At 51.9% G+C, this 23,868-nt stretch carries 23 protein-coding genes; 14 read left to right on the top strand and 9 right to left on the bottom strand.

Features of this window, described 5'->3' with window-relative positions; all coding sequences use genetic code 11:
* Nucleotides 1–6 precede the first annotated feature (6 nt).
* From mreD to csrD, 4 genes are all read right to left on the bottom strand, one after another.
* Complete coding sequence (gene mreD / locus L3068_RS20630) at nt 7–495, bottom strand: rod shape-determining protein MreD (RefSeq protein WP_008502849.1); 489 nt, start codon at nt 493–495, stop codon at nt 7–9.
* Complete coding sequence (gene mreC, locus L3068_RS20635; protein WP_008502850.1) at nt 495–1,511, bottom strand: rod shape-determining protein MreC; 1,017 nt, start codon at nt 1,509–1,511, stop codon at nt 495–497. The genes mreD and mreC overlap by 1 nt, the downstream gene beginning before the upstream one ends.
* Before the next feature lie 61 nt (nt 1,512–1,572).
* Complete coding sequence (mreB, locus tag L3068_RS20640) at nt 1,573–2,616, bottom strand: rod shape-determining protein MreB (protein ID WP_000913396.1); 1,044 nt, start codon at nt 2,614–2,616, stop codon at nt 1,573–1,575.
* 282 nt (nt 2,617–2,898) lie between these two features.
* Nucleotides 2,899–4,839 (bottom strand): RNase E specificity factor CsrD, encoded by a 1,941-nt coding sequence (gene csrD / locus L3068_RS20645; RefSeq protein ID WP_023337866.1) that lies wholly within the window; start codon nt 4,837–4,839, stop codon nt 2,899–2,901.
* Between the two features lie 182 nt (nt 4,840–5,021).
* Here csrD and acuI point away from each other — a divergent pair, with 182 nt between their 5' ends.
* The 14 genes from acuI to fis all read left to right on the top strand — a co-directional run bounded on the left by acuI (nt 5,022) and on the right by fis (nt 19,565).
* The gene (acuI, locus tag L3068_RS20650; RefSeq protein WP_023337867.1) at nt 5,022–5,996 is read left to right on the top strand and encodes an acrylyl-CoA reductase (NADPH); all 975 of its coding nucleotides are present in this window, start codon (nt 5,022–5,024) and stop codon (nt 5,994–5,996) included.
* A 77-nt stretch (nt 5,997–6,073) separates the two neighbouring features.
* Nucleotides 6,074–7,075: a protein-methionine-sulfoxide reductase catalytic subunit MsrP gene (gene msrP, locus L3068_RS20655; protein ID WP_096217823.1), complete on the top strand. Its 1,002-nt coding sequence runs from the start codon at nt 6,074–6,076 to the stop codon at nt 7,073–7,075.
* The gene (msrQ, locus tag L3068_RS20660; protein ID WP_014885437.1) at nt 7,076–7,675 is read left to right on the top strand and encodes a protein-methionine-sulfoxide reductase heme-binding subunit MsrQ; all 600 of its coding nucleotides are present in this window, start codon (nt 7,076–7,078) and stop codon (nt 7,673–7,675) included.
* Between the two features lie 234 nt (nt 7,676–7,909).
* Nucleotides 7,910–8,362, top strand: coding sequence for a type II 3-dehydroquinate dehydratase (gene aroQ, locus L3068_RS20665; protein ID WP_023331425.1), 453 nt, complete (start codon nt 7,910–7,912; stop codon nt 8,360–8,362).
* 21 nt (nt 8,363–8,383) lie between these two features.
* Nucleotides 8,384–8,845, top strand: coding sequence for an acetyl-CoA carboxylase biotin carboxyl carrier protein (accB, locus tag L3068_RS20670; protein ID WP_010436174.1), 462 nt, complete (start codon nt 8,384–8,386; stop codon nt 8,843–8,845).
* A 10-nt stretch (nt 8,846–8,855) separates the two neighbouring features.
* Nucleotides 8,856–10,205 carry an acetyl-CoA carboxylase biotin carboxylase subunit gene (accC, locus tag L3068_RS20675; RefSeq protein ID WP_003860388.1) on the top strand — a complete coding sequence of 450 codons (1,350 nt, stop codon included), beginning with the start codon at nt 8,856–8,858 and terminating at the stop codon, nt 10,203–10,205.
* A gap of 222 nt (nt 10,206–10,427) precedes the next feature.
* A complete protein-coding gene (locus tag L3068_RS20680) occupies nt 10,428–12,329 on the top strand; it encodes a M60 family metallopeptidase (protein WP_214602841.1) in 1,902 nt (633 codons plus the stop codon).
* 171 nt (nt 12,330–12,500) lie between these two features.
* Nucleotides 12,501–14,399 carry a M60 family metallopeptidase gene (locus tag L3068_RS20685; RefSeq protein ID WP_228037406.1) on the top strand — a complete coding sequence of 633 codons (1,899 nt, stop codon included), beginning with the start codon at nt 12,501–12,503 and terminating at the stop codon, nt 14,397–14,399.
* A 104-nt stretch (nt 14,400–14,503) separates the two neighbouring features.
* Nucleotides 14,504–14,746: a YhdT family protein gene (locus L3068_RS20690; RefSeq protein ID WP_014885441.1), complete on the top strand. Its 243-nt coding sequence runs from the start codon at nt 14,504–14,506 to the stop codon at nt 14,744–14,746.
* Entirely contained in the window at nt 14,736–16,187 is a 1,452-nt protein-coding gene (gene panF, locus L3068_RS20695; RefSeq protein WP_014885442.1) for a sodium/pantothenate symporter, read from the top strand. Before L3068_RS20690 ends, panF begins: the two co-directional genes overlap by 11 nt.
* 11 nt (nt 16,188–16,198) lie before the next feature.
* Complete coding sequence (prmA, locus tag L3068_RS20700) at nt 16,199–17,080, top strand: 50S ribosomal protein L11 methyltransferase (RefSeq protein ID WP_014885443.1); 882 nt, start codon at nt 16,199–16,201, stop codon at nt 17,078–17,080.
* A gap of 128 nt (nt 17,081–17,208) precedes the next feature.
* A complete protein-coding gene (locus L3068_RS20705; protein WP_063862157.1) occupies nt 17,209–17,949 on the top strand; it encodes a carbonic anhydrase in 741 nt (246 codons plus the stop codon).
* 330 nt (nt 17,950–18,279) lie between these two features.
* On the top strand, nt 18,280–19,245 hold the full coding sequence (gene dusB, locus L3068_RS20710) for a tRNA dihydrouridine synthase DusB (RefSeq protein ID WP_014885445.1): 966 nt from the start codon (nt 18,280–18,282) through the stop codon (nt 19,243–19,245).
* Nucleotides 19,246–19,268: 23 nt separating this feature from the next.
* Nucleotides 19,269–19,565 (top strand): DNA-binding transcriptional regulator Fis, encoded by a 297-nt coding sequence (gene fis / locus L3068_RS20715; protein ID WP_000462905.1) that lies wholly within the window; start codon nt 19,269–19,271, stop codon nt 19,563–19,565.
* A 671-nt stretch (nt 19,566–20,236) separates the two neighbouring features.
* Here the strand turns inward: fis and L3068_RS20720 are convergent.
* From L3068_RS20720 to L3068_RS20740, 5 genes are all read right to left on the bottom strand, one after another.
* Complete coding sequence (locus L3068_RS20720) at nt 20,237–20,776, bottom strand: hypothetical protein (RefSeq protein ID WP_023304510.1); 540 nt, start codon at nt 20,774–20,776, stop codon at nt 20,237–20,239.
* Nucleotides 20,777–20,863: 87 nt separating this feature from the next.
* On the bottom strand, nt 20,864–21,214 hold the full coding sequence (locus L3068_RS20725) for a hypothetical protein (protein WP_023304511.1): 351 nt from the start codon (nt 21,212–21,214) through the stop codon (nt 20,864–20,866).
* The gene (locus tag L3068_RS20730; protein ID WP_023304512.1) at nt 21,211–21,810 is read right to left on the bottom strand and encodes a tail assembly protein; all 600 of its coding nucleotides are present in this window, start codon (nt 21,808–21,810) and stop codon (nt 21,211–21,213) included. The genes L3068_RS20725 and L3068_RS20730 overlap by 4 nt, the downstream gene beginning before the upstream one ends.
* A 13-nt stretch (nt 21,811–21,823) precedes the next feature.
* On the bottom strand, nt 21,824–23,485 hold the full coding sequence (locus tag L3068_RS20735; protein WP_023304452.1) for a terminase large subunit: 1,662 nt from the start codon (nt 23,483–23,485) through the stop codon (nt 21,824–21,826).
* Entirely contained in the window at nt 23,469–23,825 is a 357-nt protein-coding gene (locus tag L3068_RS20740; protein ID WP_000113647.1) for a phage terminase small subunit P27 family, read from the bottom strand. The genes L3068_RS20735 and L3068_RS20740 overlap by 17 nt, the downstream gene beginning before the upstream one ends.
* Nucleotides 23,826–23,868: the final 43 nt, after the last annotated feature.

Below are 23,868 nucleotides of genomic sequence, written 5' to 3' on the forward strand. Positions count from 1 at the left end.
ACCTTTTTATTGCACGGCAAACTGCTGGCGAACCTTACGCATCAGCAGGAACAGCCACGGCCAGAGCACACCGTTTACTACACTACTCCAGAACACTTCCGGTCGGAAAGAGACGTTGATCACTAAAAACTCTGCCCAGAAAACAACGATATCCGCAGCAAGCGACAACAACATCACGACCAGGGCCTGTTGCCAGAGCGCGAGGTTACGAAAGAGCTGGAATTTCAGTGCGACGAGGTACGCAATAATGCTCATGGACAGGGCGCGAACGCCCAGCGTAGAGCCACTAATGAGATCCAGTATGGCACCCATAACAAAACCCGTGCCGACATTTACGCGGTGCGGCAGGGCAAGGATCCAGTAAAGTAAAATGAGCAAGACCCAGTTTGGCCGGAAAACGAGAATGTTATCCGGCCAGGGCATAATCTGCAGCAACAGTGCAATGAGGAACGAGAGCCAGATGACCCAGCGTCCCTGGCTACGATAACTTGCCACTACTGCCCTCCCGAAGAGAGTTTAGGCGGTGGCGGCGCATCAGGCAGCGGCTGCGTTAACCCGGTTGCCGGCGCGGGCACTGGCGCAGGTGGCCCCATGGAGTCCGCAGGCGGAAGAACCTGCGGCATCATCTGCATCAGGCGTTCGTTTGCGACACGGTGCACCTCTTCAGGCGTCATCGGATTCGTGCCATTACGATCGGCACCCCAGAGCAGCAGCAGGTAGCGCAGACGCTGTAAACCCGCAGTCGGACGAGCCTGAATGACGGTGTACGCACGTTGAGTATCGAGCTTCACGGAAGAGACCACCGCAACCGGGTAACCCTCAGGGAAGCGTCCACCCAAACCGGAAGTCACCAGTACATCACCGACACGGATGTCCGTGTTCGCAGGCAGGTGCTCCAGCTGCAGATCGTCCGTACAGCCGTTACCGGCCGCAATCACGCGGATATCGTTACGCAGGACCTGGATAGGCAGCGCATGCGTGGCATCGCAAATCAGCAGCACGCGGCTGGTCAGCTTGGCGACGGCAACAACCTGCCCCACTACGCCTTTATCACTGATTACGGGCTGGCCTTCATACACACCGTTCACACTCCCTTTGTCGATCACAACCTGATCGCTGTAAGGATCGTTCACGGTGGAGATCACCTGGGTGACCATCTTCTGCTCATCCTGACGCAGCGGCGAGCCGAGCAGTTCACGCAGACGCGCGTTTTCCTGCTTATATTGCCCCAGCATCAGCAGTTCGCTGTTTTTCAGCAGCAGTTCCTGGCGTAATGCCCGGTTTTCAAGTTCGAGCTGGTCTCGTGAAGACAGCGTTTGAGAAACGGAGTCGAGCAGTTCACGGGGACCATTTGATATAAAGTAGAAAGGACTGACGGCGGTATCCATGTACGTTCTGATCTGGCTGAACGTACCGAGGCGGCTATCGGCAATAATGACGCCAAGCGCAACCAGAACCGCCAGAATAAGGCGAAACTGTAGCGATGGGCCACGGCTAAAAATTGGCTTCATAGGCTATGCGTATTCTCGTGTCAGAGAGAAAGGGTAGCGATTCGCTACCCTTTCACAATGACTACTCTTCGCTGAACAAGTCGCCGCCGTGCATGTCGATCATTTCCAGCGCCTTGCCACCACCACGGGCGACGCAAGTCAGTGGATCTTCTGCAACTACGACAGGAATACCTGTCTCTTCCATTAACAGGCGGTCGAGGTTACGCAACAGCGCACCACCACCGGTCAGAACCATACCGCGCTCGGAGATATCGGACGCCAGTTCTGGTGGGCACTGTTCCAGCGCAACCATTACCGCGCTCACGATGCCAGTCAGCGGTTCCTGCAGCGCTTCCAGAATTTCGTTGGAGTTCAGGGTAAAGCCGCGTGGCACACCTTCCGCCAGGTTACGACCACGCACTTCGATCTCACGCACTTCATCGCCCGGATAAGCAGAGCCGATTTCGTGTTTGATACGCTCTGCGGTCGCTTCACCGATCAGAGAGCCGTAGTTACGGCGCACGTAATTAATGATGGCTTCATCGAAGCGGTCACCACCGATACGTACGGAGGAGGAGTACACCACACCGTTCAGAGAAATAACGGCTACTTCTGTGGTACCACCACCGATATCCACCACCATTGAACCGGTTGCTTCAGACACAGGCAGACCTGCACCGATTGCCGCCGCCATTGGCTCTTCAATCAGGAACACTTCACGAGCACCCGCACCCTGAGCAGATTCACGGATTGCACGACGTTCTACCTGGGTTGCGCCAACCGGCACACACACCAGAACACGCGGGCTTGGACGCATGAAGCTGTTGCTGTGAACCTGCTTGATGAAGTGCTGAAGCATTTTTTCAGTCACGAAGAAGTCAGCGATAACGCCGTCTTTCATTGGGCGAATTGCGGCGATGTTGCCAGGGGTACGACCCAGCATCTGCTTCGCGTCATGACCCACTGCGGCGACGCTTTTCGGCGAGCCTGCACGATCCTGACGAATGGCCACAACAGAAGGCTCATTCAATACGATGCCTTGTCCTTTTACGTAAATAAGGGTATTCGCGGTACCCAGGTCAATGGACAGGTCATTGGAAAACATGCCACGAAATTTTTTCAACATACTAAGGGATAATCCTGAAAGCTGGGGCGGAAAACAAAATCCGCTTACTTTACCAACCACACGCAGCAGCGACAAGGCGCAAAAATCATCTGCAACGGTGAAAATTTGTGCAGTACGTTTCCTGATGTTACAAAATTGATCCCTGACTCCCTCAGGGCTGAGTCAACAGCAGCATTCCTTACTGACCTTTGTAACCCGTTAAAGGTCGTTCACTGGCTTTTTGCTCGACATACTCAAAGCTACAGGCGCGATATTCTACGTGAAAACAACGTAAACGGCAGGTCAAACAGAGTATCTTTGCAAATATTTTTTCACGTTGGTGTCAAGCGGTTGAGAGGCGGCAAAAAAATCGCCCTGACCGCCCATGACACCGCGCTCTGTTAACATCTGCCATTCGCCCCTGGAGCGCACGCCCGCGGCAAAGACTTGTGTTCGGGTTCCTTTACACGCTTCAACCAGACTCTGAACCAGCAGCTGGTTTTCCGTGCGCTTTTCAATATTTCTTACCAGCCCCGGATGCAGCTTTAATAGCTCCACATCCAGTTCCTTGATCCAGTCGGTACTGACCAGCGTTAAACCAGCTTGTGTCACCGCCACACGCGCACCGAGCGCGTTGATCAAACGAACCACCGGACGTAACCGGCTGATGTGTTGACCCACATCCGCCTCAGCAAGTTCAAAAATAATGCGTTTGCGTTGCGATTTTTCGCATTGCATTAATGTATCACGCAGCCAGCGCTGAAAACGCGGGCGTATTAACGACTCAACGGTGACCTGTAACGCCAGACTTTCTTCCGGCCAGAAAGATAAAAATGGGATCAGGCGGGAAATTTGCTGGCGGTCATACTCTTCAGACAGCCCAAATTGCAGCACCATTGGCAGATATTCCGCAGAAATAACCTCTTCCGTACCGTCAAAAATACGGCACATCAGTTCGCGATGGTGGACATAGCCGTTTTTCATGACCGCCGGTTTTTGATAAATACGTGGCCCACCGCGGCTCAGCATTTGCTCAATCAACGTACGCCACCGCACGTTTCCACGCCCTTTTTCCGGTAACGAGTCATCGTAAACGGCCCATCCGTTCGCCCCCTGCAACACGGCGTTGCGGGTAGCCGATTCCGCATGCTCCATCACCTGCTCCGTCGACTGACCGCCGCGCCAGGCGCAGATCCCCATATGCACCATGTCGTCGCGATCGAGCATTTTACTCTGGGGCAGCGCGTCTACCGCCTTCAGCAGCTGGCTGGCAATACTTTCCGACTCTTTTAGCGTGCGATGCGGCAATAACACGGCAAAGTCGCTGCGGTGATAGCGGGCCAATAGTGCCCCGGGGTAGCGCATGATAAAGGTGGAGAGCAGGTTGATCAGCGTAAAGAGATTTTCTTCCGCGGCCCGCTGCCCCCATGTGTCGCGCAGCAGATCGAAATCGGGCAGGCGAATCATCATCACCACGCCGTGAGTGCCCACTTTTTCCGAATCGTCGAGCAGCGTGGCCAGTTGATTATCAAAGAAAAGGCGGTTGTTAAGGCCGGTTTTATTATCCTGCGCGGCATAAGAGCGGATCAGCGTATCCATACGGCTGCGCTGGTCGCTGGCAAACTGAATTTCTGAGAGCAACGTATCCAGCGCACTGCTGGTGCGTGACGGCCATTCATGAACAGAGCCGCGCACCTGCGGGCCGCGCTCACCATTCAGGATGCGGACGGAGCGGATTTCCAGCAGTTCCTGCCCTGAGAGCTGGCGGCGCAACCAGCGAACCGCGAGAAAAATGAGCAGAATAATGAATGCAACCGCGATCGTGAGCGGCGCGGTGGTCATCATGGAACGGAAATAGCTGGCCATCGGATCGAGATAGACCATGTGAATGGTCATACCCGGGTTTTTAAGGGAGTGCACCGTTACTTCCCGGTACTGACTCACTACGCCCGCAGGGCGATAACTTCCCTGCCGTTCATGGCTTAAAACCTGATGCTTTCCCTGCTGAATATCGATCCGAATAATATCAACCGGCACCATCAACTCATCCAGTTCCCGGGAGAGCGACGGGAGTGGCGTGGTCAGCAGACGCGTATCAATGACCGACGCAACAGACTGCACCCGGTTGACCAGTTTGTCCTGAATGGCGTTATAAAAGCTCAAAGAGCAACCCAGAAGCGTGACAAAGATGGTCAGCCCCGTTAGCAAGGTGATAAAAGCCGAGAACTTCGTCGTTAATCGCATCCTTGAGATTACTCCGTGGGTTGAGGGGGTAGCGAGTAAGCGCTAACTTGCATTTCAAATGCGGCATACTACCAAATCGGGCGTATCTGGCAATTTATTGCGTTAAATCGGCATTGAATTACCCTGAGCGAGTATAGTCTTCAGAAATTATTTTCCAATCATCTGAGTCGTGAGGACCCCGTATGCAGGCTTTGATCTTAGAACAGCAGGACGGCAAAACGCTTGCCTCAGTACAGGCCGTAGAAGAGAGCCGTCTGCCGGAAGGCGACGTCACCGTCGACATCGACTGGTCCAGTTTAAATTACAAAGATGCACTGGCGATCACCGGTAAGGGTAAAATCATCCGAAATTTCCCTATGGTGCCGGGTATTGATTTTGCTGGCCGGGTCCACAGCAGCGAAGACCCTCGCTTCCATGCGGGCCAGCACGTGTTGCTCACCGGCTGGGGTGTGGGTGAAAATCACTGGGGCGGGCTGGCAACACAGGCGCGCGTAAAAGGCGACTGGCTCGTGCCGATGCCGAAAGGCATGGATGGTCGCAAAGCGATGATCATCGGCACCGCAGGCTTTACCGCCATGCTTTGCGTGATGGCGCTGGAAGAGGCGGGGGTTCGCCCTGAGTCGGGTGACATTGTCGTGACCGGCGCCAGCGGTGGCGTGGGGAGCACGGCGGTAACGTTGCTGCACAAACTGGGTTACCAGGTCACGGCGGTTTCCGGCCGGGAAAGTACGCATGATTATCTTCGCCAGCTCGGTGCCAGCCGCATTCTTGGCCGCGATGAATTCGCCGAAACCCGTCCACTGGAAAAACAGGTCTGGGCGGGCGCGGTAGATACCGTCGGCGATAAAGTGCTGGCGAAGGTCCTGGCGCAGATGAACTACGGCGGCTGCGTGGCAGCCTGCGGTCTGGCGGGCGGCTTTGCCCTGCCAACTACCGTCATGCCGTTTATTTTGCGTAACGTTCGCCTGCAGGGCGTGGACTCCGTGATGACGCCAGCGGCTCGCCGCACGGAGGCCTGGGAACGTCTGGTACGCGATCTGCCGGAATCGTTCTTTACCCAGAGCGCAACGGAGATAAGCCTCAGCCAGGCGCCAGACTATGCCAGTAAAATCATGGATAACCAGTTCCACGGTCGCGCGCTGGTGAAAATCGCCTAATCTTCAAATTTTCGTGACATATTCGCGTTAAGCGCTCTCCTCCGTCATGCTTAGAAAAACGCATGACGGAGGATGCCATGAAAAACCGAAAACTGACGGAAGCCGACGTAACGTCCGAGTCTGTCTTTATGTTACAGCGCCGCCAGATCCTGAAAATGCTTGGCATCAGCGCCACTGCACTGACGCTCTCCCCTGCGGCACATGCCGACCTGCTCGACTGGTTTAAAGGTAACGATCGCCCTAAGGCGCCTTCCGGTGCCCCGCTTACGTTTACGAAACCCGCCGAGTGGCAAAACAAACTGACGCTCACCCCTGAAGACAAAGTCACCGGCTACAACAACTTTTACGAATTTGGTCTGGATAAAGCCGATCCTGCCGCCAATGCAGGCAGCATGAAAACCGATCCGTGGACGTTGAAAATTGACGGCGAGGTGGCAAAACCCCTGACGCTCGACCACCACGATCTGACCACCCGCTTCCCGCTCGAAGAGCGTATCTATCGCATGCGCTGCGTGGAAGCCTGGTCGATGGTGGTGCCCTGGGTCGGCTTCCCGCTGCATAAGCTGCTGGCGTTGGTTGAGCCCACTAGCAATGCAAAATATGTCGCCTTCCAGACGCGCTACGCTCCGGACGAGATGCCGGGCCAGAAAGATCGGTTTATCGGCGGTGGGCTGGACTATCCGTACGTTGAAGGGCTACGCCTCGACGAAGCCATGCATCCCCTTACCCTGCTGACCGTCGGCGTTTACGGCAAGGCGCTTCCTCCTCAGAACGGCGCCCCCATTCGGTTAACCGTACCGTGGAAATACGGCTTCAAAGGAATTAAGTCTATCGTCAGCATTAAGCTGACCCGCGAGCGTCCGCCAACGACCTGGAACCTGGCAGCACCGGGTGAATACGGTTTCTTCGCGAATGTGAATCCGCATGTGGATCATCCCCGCTGGTCGCAGGCGACTGAGCGCTTTATTGGCGCGGGTGGTGCGCTGGACGTTAAGCGTCAGCCCACGATGTTGTTTAACGGGTATGCGGATGAAGTGGCTTCGCTTTACCGTGGCCTTAATTTACGGGAGAACTTCTGAGTGCGTTTAACGGCAAAGCAGATTACCTGGCTGAAAGTGCTGCTGCATTTAGCTGGGATACTTCCTTTTATCTGGTTGTTCTGGGCCGCCAGTCAGGGCCTCTTTAGCGCCGATCCAGCAAAAGATATCCAGCATTTTACGGGTCGGATGGCTCTGAAATTTTTACTGGCAACCTTGCTCGTCTCGCCGCTGGCGCGCTACGCTAAACAGCCATTATTGATACGTACCCGTCGGCTTTTGGGGCTATGGTGTTTTGCCTGGGCGACGCTGCACCTTACCAGCTACGCCCTGCTGGAACTGGGAATTAACAATCTGACACTGCTTGGCCGAGAGCTGGTGACACGCCCTTATCTGACGTTGGGTATCGTAAGCTGGCTGGTTTTACTGGCGTTAGCGCTGACGTCCACGCAATATGCGCAGCGAAAGCTGGGCAGACGCTGGCAGTTACTGCACAACTTCGTCTATCTTGTCGCGATCCTCGCCCCCATTCATTATCTGTGGTCGGTGAAGATCCTCTCCCCGCAGCCAGTCCTGTATGCGCTGGCGGCAGTGGCGCTTTTAGCATGGCGTTACAAGAAGTTCCGCCAGTGGTTGCGATAGTTCGCGAAACTGTGCGTTTTCCCGCAGATTCCCCCTCAACCGCAAATCTTTTTTGGATTGCGGTTGATAATCTTCCCTGATAAGACCAGTATTTAGCTGCCAAATGCTACGAAATCGTTATAATGTGCGACCTTGGTTCGCCTGACAGTGGTTTTTGGCCTCTGAAAAGGTGACATTTGCGCTTCGACGGTATATTTTGTTTTTTACCCGAAAATCGCAGGAGATAGCGGCATAATGACTGACAAGTTCCATATCTTAGTATTGAACGGACCGAACCTGAACATGCTCGGCACCCGTGAGCCAGAGAAGTACGGCACGCTAACATTGAGCGAAATTGTTAACCGTCTGAGCACGGAAGCAGCGTCGCTGAATGTGGATTTGGATCATTTTCAGTCAAACGCGGAGTACGCAATCATCGACCGTATTCATCAGGCTAAAGACAATGTGGACTATATCCTGATCAATCCGGCCGCGTTTACGCACACCAGTGTTGCTATCCGCGACGCACTGCTCGCGGTGAGTATCCCGTTTATCGAGATCCACCTGAGTAACGTGCACGCCCGAGAGCCGTTCCGCCACCATTCGTATCTGTCGGATATCGCTACTGGCGTTATCTGCGGACTGGGCGCTGACGGTTATTCATACGCTTTACAGACAGCGGTAAAACGCTTGTCACAATCACACTAAACAAGAGTACGGAACCCACTCATGGATATTCGTAAGATTAAAAAACTGATCGAGCTGGTTGAAGAATCAGGCATCTCCGAACTGGAAATTTCTGAAGGCGAAGAGTCTGTACGCATCAGCCGTGCAGCCCCAGCCGCTAGCTTCCCGGTAATGCAGCAGGCTTACGCTGCGCCAGTGCAGCAGCCTGCGCTCTCCGCAGCCGTTGCACCAGCAGCTGAAGCCGCACCTGCCGCTGCAGCAGAAATCAGTGGTCACATCGTACGTTCCCCAATGGTTGGTACTTTCTACCGCACCCCGAGCCCGGACGCGAAGGCGTTCATCGAAGTGGGTCAGAAAGTCAACGTAGGCGATACCCTGTGCATCGTTGAAGCGATGAAAATGATGAACCAGATCGAAGCAGACAAATCAGGTACTGTGAAAGCGATTCTGGTCGAAAGTGGTCAGCCGGTTGAATTTGACGAGCCGCTGGTCGTCATCGAGTAACGAGGCGAACATGCTGGATAAAATTGTTATCGCCAACCGCGGCGAGATTGCACTGCGTATTCTTCGTGCCTGTAAAGAACTGGGCATCAAGACCGTCGCGGTGCACTCAAGTGCGGATCGCGATTTAAAACACGTATTGCTGGCGGATGAGACGGTCTGTATTGGCCCGGCTCCGTCCGTAAAAAGCTATCTGAACATCCCGGCTATCATCAGCGCCGCTGAAATCACCGGCGCGGTGGCAATTCATCCGGGTTATGGCTTCCTCTCTGAGAACGCCAACTTTGCTGAGCAGGTTGAACGTTCTGGCTTTATCTTCATCGGCCCGAAAGCCGACACTATCCGCCTGATGGGCGACAAAGTGTCTGCGATCACCGCGATGAAAAAAGCCGGTGTGCCAACCGTACCAGGCTCTGACGGCCCTCTGACCGACGACATGGATGCTAACCGTGCTCATGCTAAACGCATTGGCTACCCGGTTATCATCAAGGCGTCCGGCGGTGGCGGCGGTCGCGGTATGCGCGTAGTACGCAGCGATGCTGAACTGGCGCAGTCCATCTCCATGACCAAAGCGGAAGCGAAAGCGGCTTTCAGCAATGACATGGTGTACATGGAAAAATACCTGGAAAACCCACGCCACATCGAAATTCAGGTGTTGGCTGACGGTCAGGGTAACGCGATCTATCTGGCAGAACGTGACTGCTCCATGCAGCGTCGTCACCAGAAAGTCGTCGAAGAAGCACCTGCGCCGGGCATTACCCCGGAACTGCGTCGCTACATCGGTGAGCGTTGCGCCAAGGCGTGTGTCGATATCGGCTATCGCGGGGCGGGTACTTTTGAGTTCCTGTTCGAAAACGGCGAATTCTACTTCATTGAGATGAACACCCGTATTCAGGTTGAACACCCGGTTACCGAAATGATCACCGGCGTTGACCTGATCAAAGAACAGCTGCGTATCGCTGCGGGTCAGCCGTTGTCCATCAAGCAGGAAGAAGTCGTGGTGAAAGGCCATGCGGTTGAATGCCGTATCAACGCCGAAGACCCGAACACCTTCCTGCCAAGCCCGGGTAAAATCACGCGTTTCCACGCGCCGGGTGGCTTTGGTGTGCGTTGGGAGTCTCATATCTACGCCGGTTACACCGTACCGCCGTACTATGACTCAATGATCGGCAAGCTCATCTGCTACGGCGAAAACCGTGACGTGGCGATTGCCCGCATGAAGAACGCCCTGCAGGAGTTGATCATCGACGGTATTAAAACCAACGTTGATCTCCAGATGCGCATCATGAGCGACGAGCACTTCCAGAATGGTGGAACTAACATCCACTATCTTGAGAAGAAACTCGGCCTCAACGAGAAGTAATCTAAAAACACGCCTGTTTATCAGGCGTGTTTATTTTTTGCGTCCTTGTTTCTCACCCCAAACTATTTACCGTCACTATATCTCCAACCCAACCTAGAAATATTCAATATCATCATTTTTTCTACATTTACTTTTCATTATTCCTCGGTTCTTAACGATATTACAGCGTGATGTAATGAGTCCGTTTTTCTTAATATTTTCTCGATAACGGACATATCTTTTATGAATATACTGAAGAGTGGCATACAGAAAAAATGTGTTGCTGCTGCGCTGTTATGTGCATCGGTAACGTCTTTGCCTTTATACGCTGAAACCACGGCCAACTGGTGGGAAAGATGGCAGGATAACCAGGCCTTCAATGAAGCTCTGGATGAACTCGGTATGAGTTATCAACTGTTATCTGAAGATCCACAAAAAACCCTCACCCGTTCAGCCGACCCGACTGATGTTCTCTACTGGCAAAAGCGCACCATGCAAATTTATGGTGATGCTGACAAAGACATTTATTATATTCCAGCCATTGAAGATCATGATGAAGCTCGTGCCAGAACAGGCTTCACAGGTCGCAATCCCTATTTTAATACCTATTATTATGGTGAAGAGGGTGATACGTTCACATTGACCACCTCTTCCCAACCCGATGATGTGGTCTGCTACGCAGGACTGGAAAATCAATACAGCGGTACAATCACCACTAAATATCAGGTGCAGTTAAATGCCAATCACTCAACGCAATATACCCTGAGTGAAAATGGATTAATGCTGCTGGCCTGCTGGGATAAAAGTGGTACCTATAGCCATATGAACACACTCGTTCGTGTGGATGTCACATCGACGACCGCGAAAAAACACCCGCTATTTGTTTTCGGACTTAACACAAAAGAAGAGTGGAAGGCCCTGAGCCAGCAGAGTACACCGACCGGGCAAACGCTGCTGTTTGACGGGCGCTCTCGGTATGTCGTGAATAATTCCACCGCTAAAGCGTCACTGAATACCAATGTGCTGCAAATGCTGCGCGAACAATTAAGCTACGTCATGGACTATGATAGGGTTAACGGGCTTGATGGGTCATCGTATTTACATCAGCCTCTGCGTGGTTTGAATTTCGGTATTTTTAACAGCTGCTGCTGGTCTCAGGGAGGAGCCGGACGTATTGGGATCGGCTTTGGCAACAGCTTACCAACCGAAACCAGCTGGGGCCATTGGCATGAATATGGCCACCAAAATCAGATGACCTGGGCATGGGACGGGTTAACGGAAGTGACAAATAATATTATGTCCGTTTCAGCCTGCCGTGTGTTACGCGGAGAAGTCACGGATAAATCCTGTCACGAAAATCTGTATTACAACAATTTCTCCTGGGATCAGCAGGCCGTCGGTTCTTTCCTGAACGCTGGCGAAACACATCAGTTTGATACTGACAATGACGTCTTCCGTAAATTAATGATGTTTACCCAGCTGAAAACATCGTGGCCCGATCTCTTCGCTTATATTGGCAAAACCTACCGCGAAACCTATAACGAGGGTAAAGGCAAATCTCTGGTTGCAACCAATCAACAAAAAATTGATTTCTTTGTGGTCAATGCCAGCAAAGCAGCGGGGCATGATTTACGTGAATTCTTTACACGTTGGGGTTTAGGATATTCCGCTGATGCTGACTCACAAATTGCTGCCCTGAAATTACCTCAGCCGAACAAAGTGACAAAAACCTTTACCAGTAGCCTGAACGGCTCTTCCCCGATTACGATTGAAGTTCCGGCTGAAGATAACACTGTGAATATTGCTTTTGTGACCAACACACCTAAGGCTGGCCCTACCTCTCTGGTCTGGGTTGAGGATGGTGAAACGCCACTGTATGCGCAGGTTGTCGATAGTCGTAACAGAAGCTTCATCGTGAAACTGCGTGGCCAGAACAGCCATGGCGGCTGCAATATTCATTCCGTTAACACCGCGGTTAACTGCAACTCAGGAACAAGCGCATATTTAAGAGTCGCTTATAAAGCAGAAGATAACCCGCATCTGCCTCAGGGCAGCTATACGGGTGTTCTTCATCTGATTGCGCGTGACTGGCACAACACGGACTGGACGGCAAACGTGAATGTCGATCTCTCCATTGTGAAGTAAGTGCTTTATTGCTGCGCCAGTTTCTGGCGCAGCAGAAAATGATTCGGCCTGACTTGCTTATTTATCAGATTCACTACAATGAATATTAATTAGTTCTACATTTAATAATCCGTTACGAAATGTTGTAATTAAACAAGCTTCACCTCATGTTTAATTACGGACATTTTAACTATGAATATATTTCAACATGGAATAAAGAAAACTTTTTCCATCGCAGCACTACTCTGTGCGTCTGTTTCTTCCGCTTGTTATGCGGCGGAGACGGTCTCTACTAACCAAACGATGTGGGACGAGTGGAAAAATAATCCGGGATTTACTGAAGCACTCGATGAATTAGGTATTGACTACAATAATTTAATCAATCCAGCTTATGCATCAACCTATGATGTACAAAATGTCAATAACCCCCTGTTCTGGCTCAACCGTACTTTAAAAGTTTACGGTGAGGCTGAACAAGGTCGCTATCAAATTCCTGTTACCGAAGTTCATGGCAATGGCACGAACAGAACCACCAACGGTGGACGTAATAATTACTTCTTAACACATACATGGGGCGTCAAGGGTGAAAACGTTACCCTCCGTCTCGGTGATGTTCCGCAAAATGTTTCCTGCTATGCTGCCGTTGATCCTAACTACGAAGGTATTGTCGGTCCTGCTAATGAGCTTATTCTGAATGCAAACGGTGACACAACCTACACATTCTCTCAGAACGCGCTGCTTATCGTTGGGTGTCAGGATAAAACCAAAAAAATGGAGAATATTGATACATTCGTCTCCGTTGATATTGTTAACGGCGGTACGTATCACCCCCTCTTTATCTTTGGTATGAATGACAGAGCCGAGTGGCGCCAGCAGGCACAGGCCACAACGCCATCAGGCTACCACTTTATGTTTGATGGCAGGACACGCTTCGTTGCAAGTCAGGCAATTGCGCAAAACTCAGCAACTAAAAATATAGAGCAGACCCTCCGCCAGTCGCTGCTGCGAACCATTACTTATGACAAAGTCGATGGGCTGGATGGCTCGAGCTGGTTGCACCAGCCTAGCCGTGGCTTGCTCTTCGTCTCTTATCAGAGCTGCTGCTGGGCAAATAGCGGGCAAGGGCTGATTGGCGTGGGTGGTGACAGCTCAATCCCTGAGACGCCGAGCTGGCTCGACTGGCACGAATACGGTCATCAGTTCCAGATGGGATGGTCCTGGAGTGACCAGGGAGAAGTTACCGTCAACCTTTATTCTATCGCTGCATGTTACACCACCCTCGGCGATACCGATTTCAAAAACTGTCATAGTAATGAAGGCTTTTACGGTTTCGGTTGGGATCAACAAGCTATCGGCACTCTGCTGAAATCCGGGCACACCTGGAATTTTGCTAAAGAAGATCTGTTCCGTAGGGCGTCTTTCTTTGGTGAAATAATGACGAGCTGGCCACAGCTTTACCCGGCACTGTCGAAAGCTTACCGTGAAGTTAACCAGAATGACCCAACCCTGGTTAATAGCAGCCAGAAAAAAATCGACTGGTTTACGCTTAATGCCAGTAAAATCGCCGGCGTTAATCTGAACCAGTATTTCCAGCAGTGGAATATTCCCCTTTCCGCAGAGGCGATTGCAGCAATTAATGCGCTGAATTTACCTCAGCCTAAGAAAGTTGCGAAAACCTTTACCGGTAGCCTGAACGGCTCTTCCCCGATAACGATTGAAGTTCCAGCTGAAGATAACACCGTAAATATTGCTTTTGTGACCAACACACCTAAGGCGGGCCCTACCTCTCTGGTCTGGGTTGAGGATGGTGAAACGCCACTGTATGCGCAGGTTGTCGATAGCCGTAACAGAACCTTCATCGTGAAACTGCGTGGCCAGAACAGCCATGGCGGCTGCAATATTCATTCCGTTAACACCGCGGTAAACTGCAACTCTGGAACAAGTGCATATTTAAGAATCGCTTATAAAGCAGAAGATAACCCGCTTTTGCCTCAGGGCAGCTATACGGGTGTTCTCCACCTGATTGCGAATGACTGGCACAACACTGACTGGACGGCAAACGTGAATGTCGATCTCTCCATTGTGAAGTAAATGCTTTATTGCTGCGCCAGTTTCTGGCGCAGCAGAAAATGATTTGGTATCCCCCCTGCAATGCGTACAATCCGCCTCTCACTATGAATTATCCAGGAGAGTGGATGGACGCTCGTTTTGTTCAGGCCCATAAAGAAGCGCGCTGGGCGCTGTGGCTGACCCTTCTCTATCTTGCCGCATGGTTGGTAACCGCTTACTTACCTAATTCAGACATCGGTATTACCGGCCTGCCACACTGGTTTGAAATGGCGTGCCTGCTGGTACCGCTGGTATTTATCCTGCTGTGCTGGGCGATGGTTAAATTTATCTACCGGGATATTCCGCTGGAGGACGATGATGCAGCTTGAAGTCATTCTGCCGCTTGTCGCATACCTGCTGGTCGTATTTGGCTTGTCCATTTATGCCATGCGTAAAAGGGCGACCGGCGCCTTTCTGAATGAGTATTTCCTCGGTAGCCGTTCGATGGGTGGCGTCGTGCTGGCCATGACGCTGACGGCCACCTACATCAGCGCCAGTTCATTTATCGGCGGTCCCGGTGCCGCGTATAAGTACGGGTTAGGCTGGGTACTGCTGGCCATGATCCAGCTACCTGCCGTCTGGCTCTCTCTGGGTATTCTGGGTAAAAAGTTTGCCATTCTGGCACGGCGCTATAACGCCGTGACGCTCAACGATATGCTGTTTGCACGCTACCAGAGTCGCTTGCTGGTGTGGCTGGCAAGCCTGAGCCTGCTGGTCGCCTTTATTGGTGCGATGACGGTGCAGTTTATCGGTGGAGCTCGTCTGCTGGAAACGGCAGCCGGGATCCCCTACGAGACAGGGTTGATTATCTTCGGGGTAAGCATTGCGCTGTATACTGCGTTTGGCGGATTCCGCGCCAGCGTGCTGAACGATACGCTGCAGGGAATGGTCATGCTGATTGGCACGATCGTTCTGCTGGTGGGCATCGTTCATGCTGCGGGTGGACTTACGCATGCGGTGGAAACCCTGGAAGCCATAGATCCGAAACTGGTCTCGCCGCAAGGCGCGGATGATATTCTTTCTCCGGCATTTATGACGTCGTTCTGGGTGTTAGTCTGCTTTGGGGTGATTGGTCTGCCCCATACCGCCGTGCGCTGTATCTCCTATAAAGACAGCAAAGCCGTTCACAAAGGCATTATTATCGGGACGATTGTCGTCGCGATCCTGATGTTCGGCATGCATCTGGCGGGTGCATTAGGACGTGCAGTCATCCCTGACCTTACCGTGCCGGATCTGGTGATCCCGACACTGATGGTTAAAGTGCTGCCGCCATTTGCCGCCGGGATTTTCCTTGCTGCGCCAATGGCCGCTATTATGTCCACTATCAACGCCCAGCTACTGCAAAGCTCCGCGACGATCATTAAAGATCTCTATCTCAACCTGCGTCCTGAGCAGGTAGAAAATGAACGTCGCCTGAAGCGTATGTCAGCCATTATTACGCTGGTGTTAGGGGCATTGCTGCTGTTAGCCGCATGGCGCCCGCCGGAGATGATCATCTGGCTGAACCTGCTGGCGTTCGGCGGCCTTGAAGCCGTTTTCCTCTGGCCGCTGGTGTTAGGTCTCTACTGGGAACGTGCCAATGCTGCAGGCGCGCTGGGCGCGATGATTGTTGGCGGTGTGCTGTATGCCGTCCTCGCAACGTTTAAGATTCAGTACCTGGGCTTCCATCCTATTGTGCCTTCGTTACTGCTAAGTTTACTGGCGTTTGTGGTGGGGAACCGTTTCGGTCAGCCCGTCCCACAGTCCGCTATGATTTCTACTGATAAATAAAGAGTTTTGCCATGCCGTGGATCCAATTAAAACTGAATACAACCGGCGCAAACGCCGAGGAACTGAGCGATGCGCTGATGGAGGCCGGCTCGGTCTCCATCACCTTCCAGGACACGCATGACACGCCAGTCTTCGAACCGCTGCCGGGCGAAACGCGCCTGTGGGGTGATACCGACGTCATTGGCCTGTTCGATGCCGAGACCGACATGAAAGAGGTCGTCGCGATCCTGGAAAACCATCCACTGTTAGGTGCAGGTTTCGTGCACAAAATCGAACAGCTGGAAGATAAAGACTGGGAACGGGAGTGGATGGATAACTTCCACCCGATGCAATTTGGCAAGCGACTGTGGATCTGCCCAAGCTGGCGCGAAGTGCCAGATGAAAACGCCGTCAACGTGATGCTCGACCCGGGCCTGGCATTTGGTACCGGCACCCACCCGACCACCTCCCTGTGCCTGCAGTGGCTGGACGGTCTGGATCTGGCAGGAAAAACCGTGATCGACTTCGGCTGCGGCTCCGGGATCCTCGCTATCGCGGCGCTGAAACTCGGTGCGGCAAAAGCGATTGGGATCGATATCGATCCGCAGGCAATTCAGGCCAGCCGCGATAACGCCGAGCGTAACGGCGTCTCCGATCGTCTGGAGCTGTATTTGCCGGATGCGCAGCCAGCGGCCATGAAAGCCGACGTGGTGGTCGCCAACATCCTGGCAGGCCCGTTACGTGAACTGGCACCGTTAATCAGCGTACTGCCCGTTGAGGGCGGTCTGCTGGGGCTTTCAGGTATCCTGGCAAGCCAGGCCGACAGCGTGTGTGAAGCCTATGCGGATCTCTTCGCCCTCGACCCGGTGGTAGAGAAAGAGGAGTGGTGCAGGATCACCGGTCGTAAAAAATAAGCATTTGGCGTGGTCATCTGACCACGCCTCTCCTCCACTGATAGTCCTCTCTCCCCGCGCATTTCTCCGGTAAAATAACCACACAAATCATAATGATTTGAATTACAACAATTCACCGGAAGAATATTATGAATCACATTACTGGCAAGGCAGCGCTGATTGCGCTGAGTATGATCTCGGCTTCAGCTTTCGCATCACACTGGAGCTACGAAGGGGAAGGTTCACCTGAACACTGGGGTGAACTGGACGAGGCCTACAAGACCTGTCAAAACGGGATGTATCAGTCTCCGATTAACATTGAATCGACTGCAAACGCCCATTTCTCTCCGCTTAAAACGCACTACATTGATGGCCCTATGACGTTGACGAACAATGGCCATACCATTCAGGCCAGTGAGAAAGCGGATACCCGCGACACGATAACCCTGGATAATCAAGCCTGGACTCTGCAGCAGTTCCATTTCCACGCGCCGAGCGAGAACACCGTGCATGGCAAAAAATACGCAATGGAAATGCATCTGGTGCATAAAAATAGCGCAGGTGAGCTGACCGTAGTGGCCGTCATGTTTGATAAAGGCGCCGCGAACCCGGAGCTTGATAAGCTGTGGAGCGTGATGCCCCAACAGGCCGAACAGAACATCTCCATTAAGCAGGATCTCAACCTGAACAAGCTGCTCCCGGTCAACAAAACTTACTGGCGCTTCAGCGGTTCACTGACCACCCCACCTTGTTCAGAAGGCGTCACCTGGATTGTGCTTAAGCACCCTCTCACGCTCTCAGCAGAGCAGCTGGAGAAATTCACCCATACAATGCATCACGATAACAACCGCCCGGTACAGGCCCTGCATGGCCGTCTTGTGGTCGAATAATCTGCATTTTTTGCCCTGAGATCATGTTCTAAAATGCGACAGAGATCGCAAAGAAGTGAGGAAATCTGCTGCGAAAAACAGCAGATTATCCCGCTCAACTGTCGCGTTTAATGAGAAATGATGAGAAGTTACGGGAAATTGTAAGCGCTCATAAAACAATCATTTAATTATAACCCAATGATTTAAATGATGAATAATTTTTAACGGAATGATTGAGCGGCGATTCCTTGATCTACAACAGTGGATTGTTCAAAGTTTGGCCTTTCATCTCGTGCAAAAAATGCGTAATATACGCCGCCTTGCAGTCACAGTATGGTCATTTCTTAACTCATGCGCATCGGACACCACCAGCTTAGAAATCGCCTGATCGCAGCCCCAATGGCAGGTATTACCGACCGGCCGTTCAGGACGCTGTGCTATGAGATGGGAGCCGGTTTAACCGTATCCGAGATGATGTCGTCTAACCCGCAGGTCTGGGAAAGCGATAAATCCCGCCTTCGGATGGTGCACATTGATGAGCCAGGTATCCGCACCGTGCAAATCGCCGGAAGCGTGCCTGAAGAGATGGCAGATGCCGCGCGTATTAACGTGGAAAGTGGCGCCCAGATTATTGATATCAATATGGGTTGCCCGGCCAAGAAAGTGAATCGCAAGCTTGCAGGTTCAGCCCTTCTGCAATACCCCGATCAGGTGAAGTCTATCCTGACGGCGGTTGTCAGCGCGGTGGACGTTCCTGTTACGTTGAAGATTCGCACGGGTTGGTCGCCGGAACACCGTAACTGTGTAGAGATTGCCCAACTGGCCGAAGACTGTGGCATTCAGGCCCTGACCATTCATGGACGCACTCGCGCCTGTTTGTTCAATGGTGAAGCTGAATACGACAGCATTCGGGCAGTTAAGCAGAAGGTTTCCATTCCGATTATCGCGAATGGCGACATAACTGACCCGCTTAAAGCCAGGGCTGTGCTCGACTATACGGGAGCTGATGCTCTGATGATAGGACGTGCAGCTCAGGGAAGACCCTGGATCTTCCGGGAAATCCAGCATTATCTGGACACTGGGGAGCTGCTTGCCCCACTGCCTCTGGCAGAGGTTAAGCGCTTGCTTTGTTCGCATGTTCGGGAACTGCATGACCATTACGGTCAGGCAAAAGGGTACCGAATTGCGCGTAAACACGTCTCCTGGTATCTCCAGGAGCACGCTCCAGATGACCAGTTTCGGCGCACATTCAACGCCATAGAGGATGCCAGCGAACAGCTGGAGGCGTTGGAGGCATACTTCGAAAATCTTGCGTAATGAAATAAAGAGCTGACAGAACTATGTTCGAACAACGCGTAAATTCTGACGTACTGACCGTTTCTACCGTTAACTCTCAGGACCAGGTAACTCAAAAGCCCCTGCGTGACTCGGTTAAACAGGCACTGAAGAACTATTTTGCTCAACTGAATGGTCAGGATGTTAATGACCTGTATGAGCTGGTACTGGCTGAAGTTGAACAGCCACTGTTGGACATGGTGATGCAATACACCCGCGGTAACCAGACCCGCGCTGCGCTGATGATGGGTATCAACCGTGGTACTCTGCGTAAGAAACTGAAAAAATACGGCATGAACTGATACTAATCAGTTAAATGTTTGTTTAAAAAGGCGCTCTTCGGCATGGGGAAGCGCCTTTTTTATTGAAATGACTGCACCACTGACTGCACCGATTGATGAACGACTGCGAACACTATCAGTTTTTACTGTTCTTTTTGGTTCGACGTGAATCCATCTTGTCTAATGCCTCAATATTGAAACCACTCTCTTTATCTGTGAGAGGTATAGAGTACTGCCTGGCCCATCGAGTCACTTCTGCCAAATCTACCCACCATTCGCGAGTACCCGGAACGCTAAGCACCTGAGTACCTAACCGCCACTCCTTAACCTTTACACGATTCTTTATTTTATCTTTGGTTTCTCCCGTCATAGCGCAATACGCAGACAACGGAATGCATTCCAATCCACACATCTGATTAGCCCCCTCTGTATCCATTAGCTATAAAGAGTGTTTAAAATCTCTTGAAAAAATATATAGTCATATTTAATTTATGGTTTTTACACACGCGGAGATTTTGATCATGAGTCACCAAGATGAGTATGCCAGGGGTTACAGAGATGGCTATAAATCTGTTCAAGGTAACGTAATACCACCGGTCCCCCCAATTGGGCCAATCACCCCGCTAGGCTCAGATCCTTACAAAGAAGGTTATAAAGCTGGAGTGCGATCCGCTGGAGGATAACCTTAAAATCTAATGTGATGGCGGGTATTGTTCTATGACTTCAAGCTGTTCAACACCCGCACTATCTACAGTAACTTCATACTCTCCGAGATAAATACTATGTGGGTGCACATCTGCAAGAATTGATGTTGCCGGAACCCATGCTTTCAATAGCAGGCCTCCGCTACCGCAGGCGTTTAATCCACTGGCAAATTGACGGGCCTTTTTCTCACATTGTGTCCAGCAAAAACCGATTGTTGAGCACTTGAATCGGTCAACATTTTCACCGCGAAACAAATATTGCCCATCCCCAGTGTATGGCGGCAAAAAAGTACGAAGGATATCAAGTACAACATCATCACAACCAAGGTGCTGCCTAATAAAATGCCCCTTCTCAATCCATAGTAGATGGAAAGCCTCTCGCAATTCTGGTGTGATTAACGTCGTCTGATTCTTTACCTCACGTCGTAACTGTTCCCAATCTTTACTATCATAAATGCCCTCGAGAAAGATCTTTTCTTTAGAGGGTAAACTTCTTTTGGATACCCATTTAGTTAGATCAATTTGCATTTTTTCAGCTTCCGAACGAATCGCTATGGGGACTAATATTCAACCGGCTGTTGAACAGCCGGGTTTCACACTTTAAAATTTTCAACCTCAATTAATCGTCTGGCTCAATGTAGAGAACTGTTTTTTATTGGTCGCCAACACCTTTTTCATGTGCTCGCACCATCCAGCTAAAATTGCCTCATCAGTACCGGGGTAAGCCAACAGAAATGACATCAGCACATCATCTGTCAGCTTATCCTGCTGATCCCAGTCAACTATAAACTGGCGAAACAGAGCGTAGCCTTTCGCCGGGTCTTTGTTATGACAATTATCCACAACCACTTCGAATGCTGGAACAATGTAAGTGATTTCCACCGGCAACGGCTCGTATTTTGTAGGAATGAGAACTTCGCGGGTGAATGTCTCTCCCTCTGGCCATATCTGCGCCTGATTTGTCATTGCTGATCCTCCACATAGATACCCGCCGATATGATTGCTCCGCCGATACGGCGTTTACCGTAAAGCAATGGCACCGGATAGCCTTGCGCAGCAGTGTTAGTTACGCCTCCAAACGCGTATGAGGCCTTATTATCAGCACTTTGTTTGCTTGCAAGCCCCGTAGCCTGAGGGGAAAGAAGTTGGGCTACTCCTCCTACAGTCATCGCAGTACCAGCAGCAAACATCATATTACTTGCAGCAATTCCAATACCAGGCATCCAGATCGAGGCAGCCACAATAACAGCACCTAAAATAGTTTGTAGCACTCCTGCTTTTTTGCTTCCAATTACCACCGGCACGATATGAATCTCGCGCCCATTGTTAGGAAATTCCAGGTCATCTGCTCCAATGTTCTTTTTCCCGACATAGATCGCATACGTTAAACCACGAGCCCTGCTTGTATTCATGTATTTTTCGAATCCGGGGATCGTTACGGCCAGAGCCCGGAATGCCTCATGCGTAGTTCGCACCAGGCGCTGGTGAGTTCTACCGAAGGTTTTGCCGAGCGGGCCAAACATACGGATAGTCGCAAGTGTTTCATTATTAGCTGTATTCATCATTCTGCTCCTGTCAGATACCGTTAAATGTCGCCAGCCGTTGCTTGTGGCTGTCGCTCATATCGAAAGCAAAATCCTCATGCTCAGCCTGGAAGGTACCGAACGCCATCAGCGCAGATACAGCCGGGTCTATCTTGTTGGAGGATTTCTTCTTGTTGGGCTTAATGTTGGCGTTAGCGTCGGTCTCCATCACCACGTTACCAATCGCCCAGGCCAGAACTGGATCGCCACGGTGGCGCACCACTCTGCGGTTAACGAACACCTCAAAGGATTTCGCTACCGGACTGAATTTGAGATAGGTTTGCGGGAACGGCTCCACATCGAGGCCCGCCCCCTGTAGCTGGGTGCGCAGGTGCGTGGCGTTCCACGTATCGAAGCCCACCAGCCGGATATTGAAGGTTTCAGCGTCGCGAAGAATATCGTCACGGATTCGGTCATAGTCGATGCAGTCGCCGGGTGTGGTGCGTATCCATCCCGCTTTTACCCACTGGCGGTAGATGGCGCGGTTTTTGTTGGCGACGTTAAGCAGCTGCGCTTCCGGCAGATAATGACGGGTAAGGAGTCTGATCTCCCTGTCGAACGGGAATGCATAGCTTACGCTGGTGATATCGCTGGTAGAGGACAGGTCAAACCCGGCATAACACTCCATTCCGGCCAGATCGACTTCGGTATAGTCGAGCGCACAGGCATCCCATGCACCGGCGCCCATCCACGGCGTGGAGCCCTGACACCAGATATTGAAACGTTTGGTCAGCATTTCGACCCACTGCGACGGTATGCCCCGCGCTTTCTGGATGGTGGACTCCAGTTTCGCCGCGTCAACGGACACATGCAGGTTAGGGTTAGCCTTAATCCACATTTCAGGCTGCTCAACCTCGCTTTCGTCGTCCAGCTCGTAGATCAGGACAAACAGCGAATCGTTGTTCTCTTCCCCGGCCAGAATCTGGCAGCAGTAGTCATAATGCTGTTTACAGGCGGAGACAACGTTACTCCCGGCGGTCGTGATGGCGAACAAAATCGCCTCAGGGCGTGCGCCCATACCCAGCTCAAGCGCGGAATAAACGCCGTTATCCGGGTGAAGGTGGTACTCATCGACAATCGCCAGGCTGGGGTTAGTCCCCTCAATGGTGGCCGCTTTCGCCGCCAGCGGCTTTAACAGGCTGTTGCTCTTCGGGAAAATGACCTTATGCGCCTGGATATTGACGCGCTTTTTCAGAGGTTTTGACAGCAGGCACATCTGGCGGGCGTCGTCGAACACGATTCGGGCCTGATCCCGGCTAACCGCCGCCGTGTAGATATCCTGCTGGCCCTTCTCCATCACCAGAAACCAGTTAGCCAGCATGGCGGCCACGGTGGATTTAGCGTTCTTACGCGGCACCTCAATAAAAGCGCTGCTGTACTTCCGGCGGCCTGACTCTCTGACCTTAAAGCCCAGCAGGTTAGCAAAGGCGAACTGCTGCCATGGCTCCAGCTCGATAGGCTGGCCCCGAAGCGGGCCTTTGACGTGCGGACAGAGCCGGGAGAACGCAATAAACCGCTCTACGGTCGCCGTATCGAACTCATAACGGGGATCATTCAGGTCTGAAAAGTACCTTTCAACGGCCTGTTTTACGCGCTTACAGGCCGGAATTTCACCGGATTTAATGGCGTTTGCGTAATCATTCCAGACGGTCAAGCTCGTCCTCCTCTTCCGTTTCTACCGGATTACGGCGGCGGCTTACCGGATCAAAGCCCAGCAGCGACGACATTTTAATCATGATTTTTTCAGCGTCGGCCTTTGCGCTAAGCGCCGGATTACGGCTCTCGCCGCCCTGGCTGTTAACAATGCTGAATCCGCGGCTGGCAAGGTCTTCCACTGCTTTGCGGTACATCGAATAGTTAACGCAAAAAAGCTCAAGGTTGTTCCAGTCGGCGGGAGTCAGATCCCCGCGTTCGGCCAGTTGCTTTGCCTTCGCCTTCCACTGCTGCGCGGCTAACTCATCAAGGTAAGCGGGCGGTTTTGGTGGTCTTGCCATAAAAATTTCTCGTTTCCATCGCGTTTTATTTTCAAAAAAATCA

It is taken from the genome of Enterobacter cloacae complex sp. ECL414 (assembly GCF_021869685.1).
In the GTDB taxonomy this organism is placed as follows: domain Bacteria; phylum Pseudomonadota; class Gammaproteobacteria; order Enterobacterales; family Enterobacteriaceae; genus Enterobacter; species Enterobacter kobei.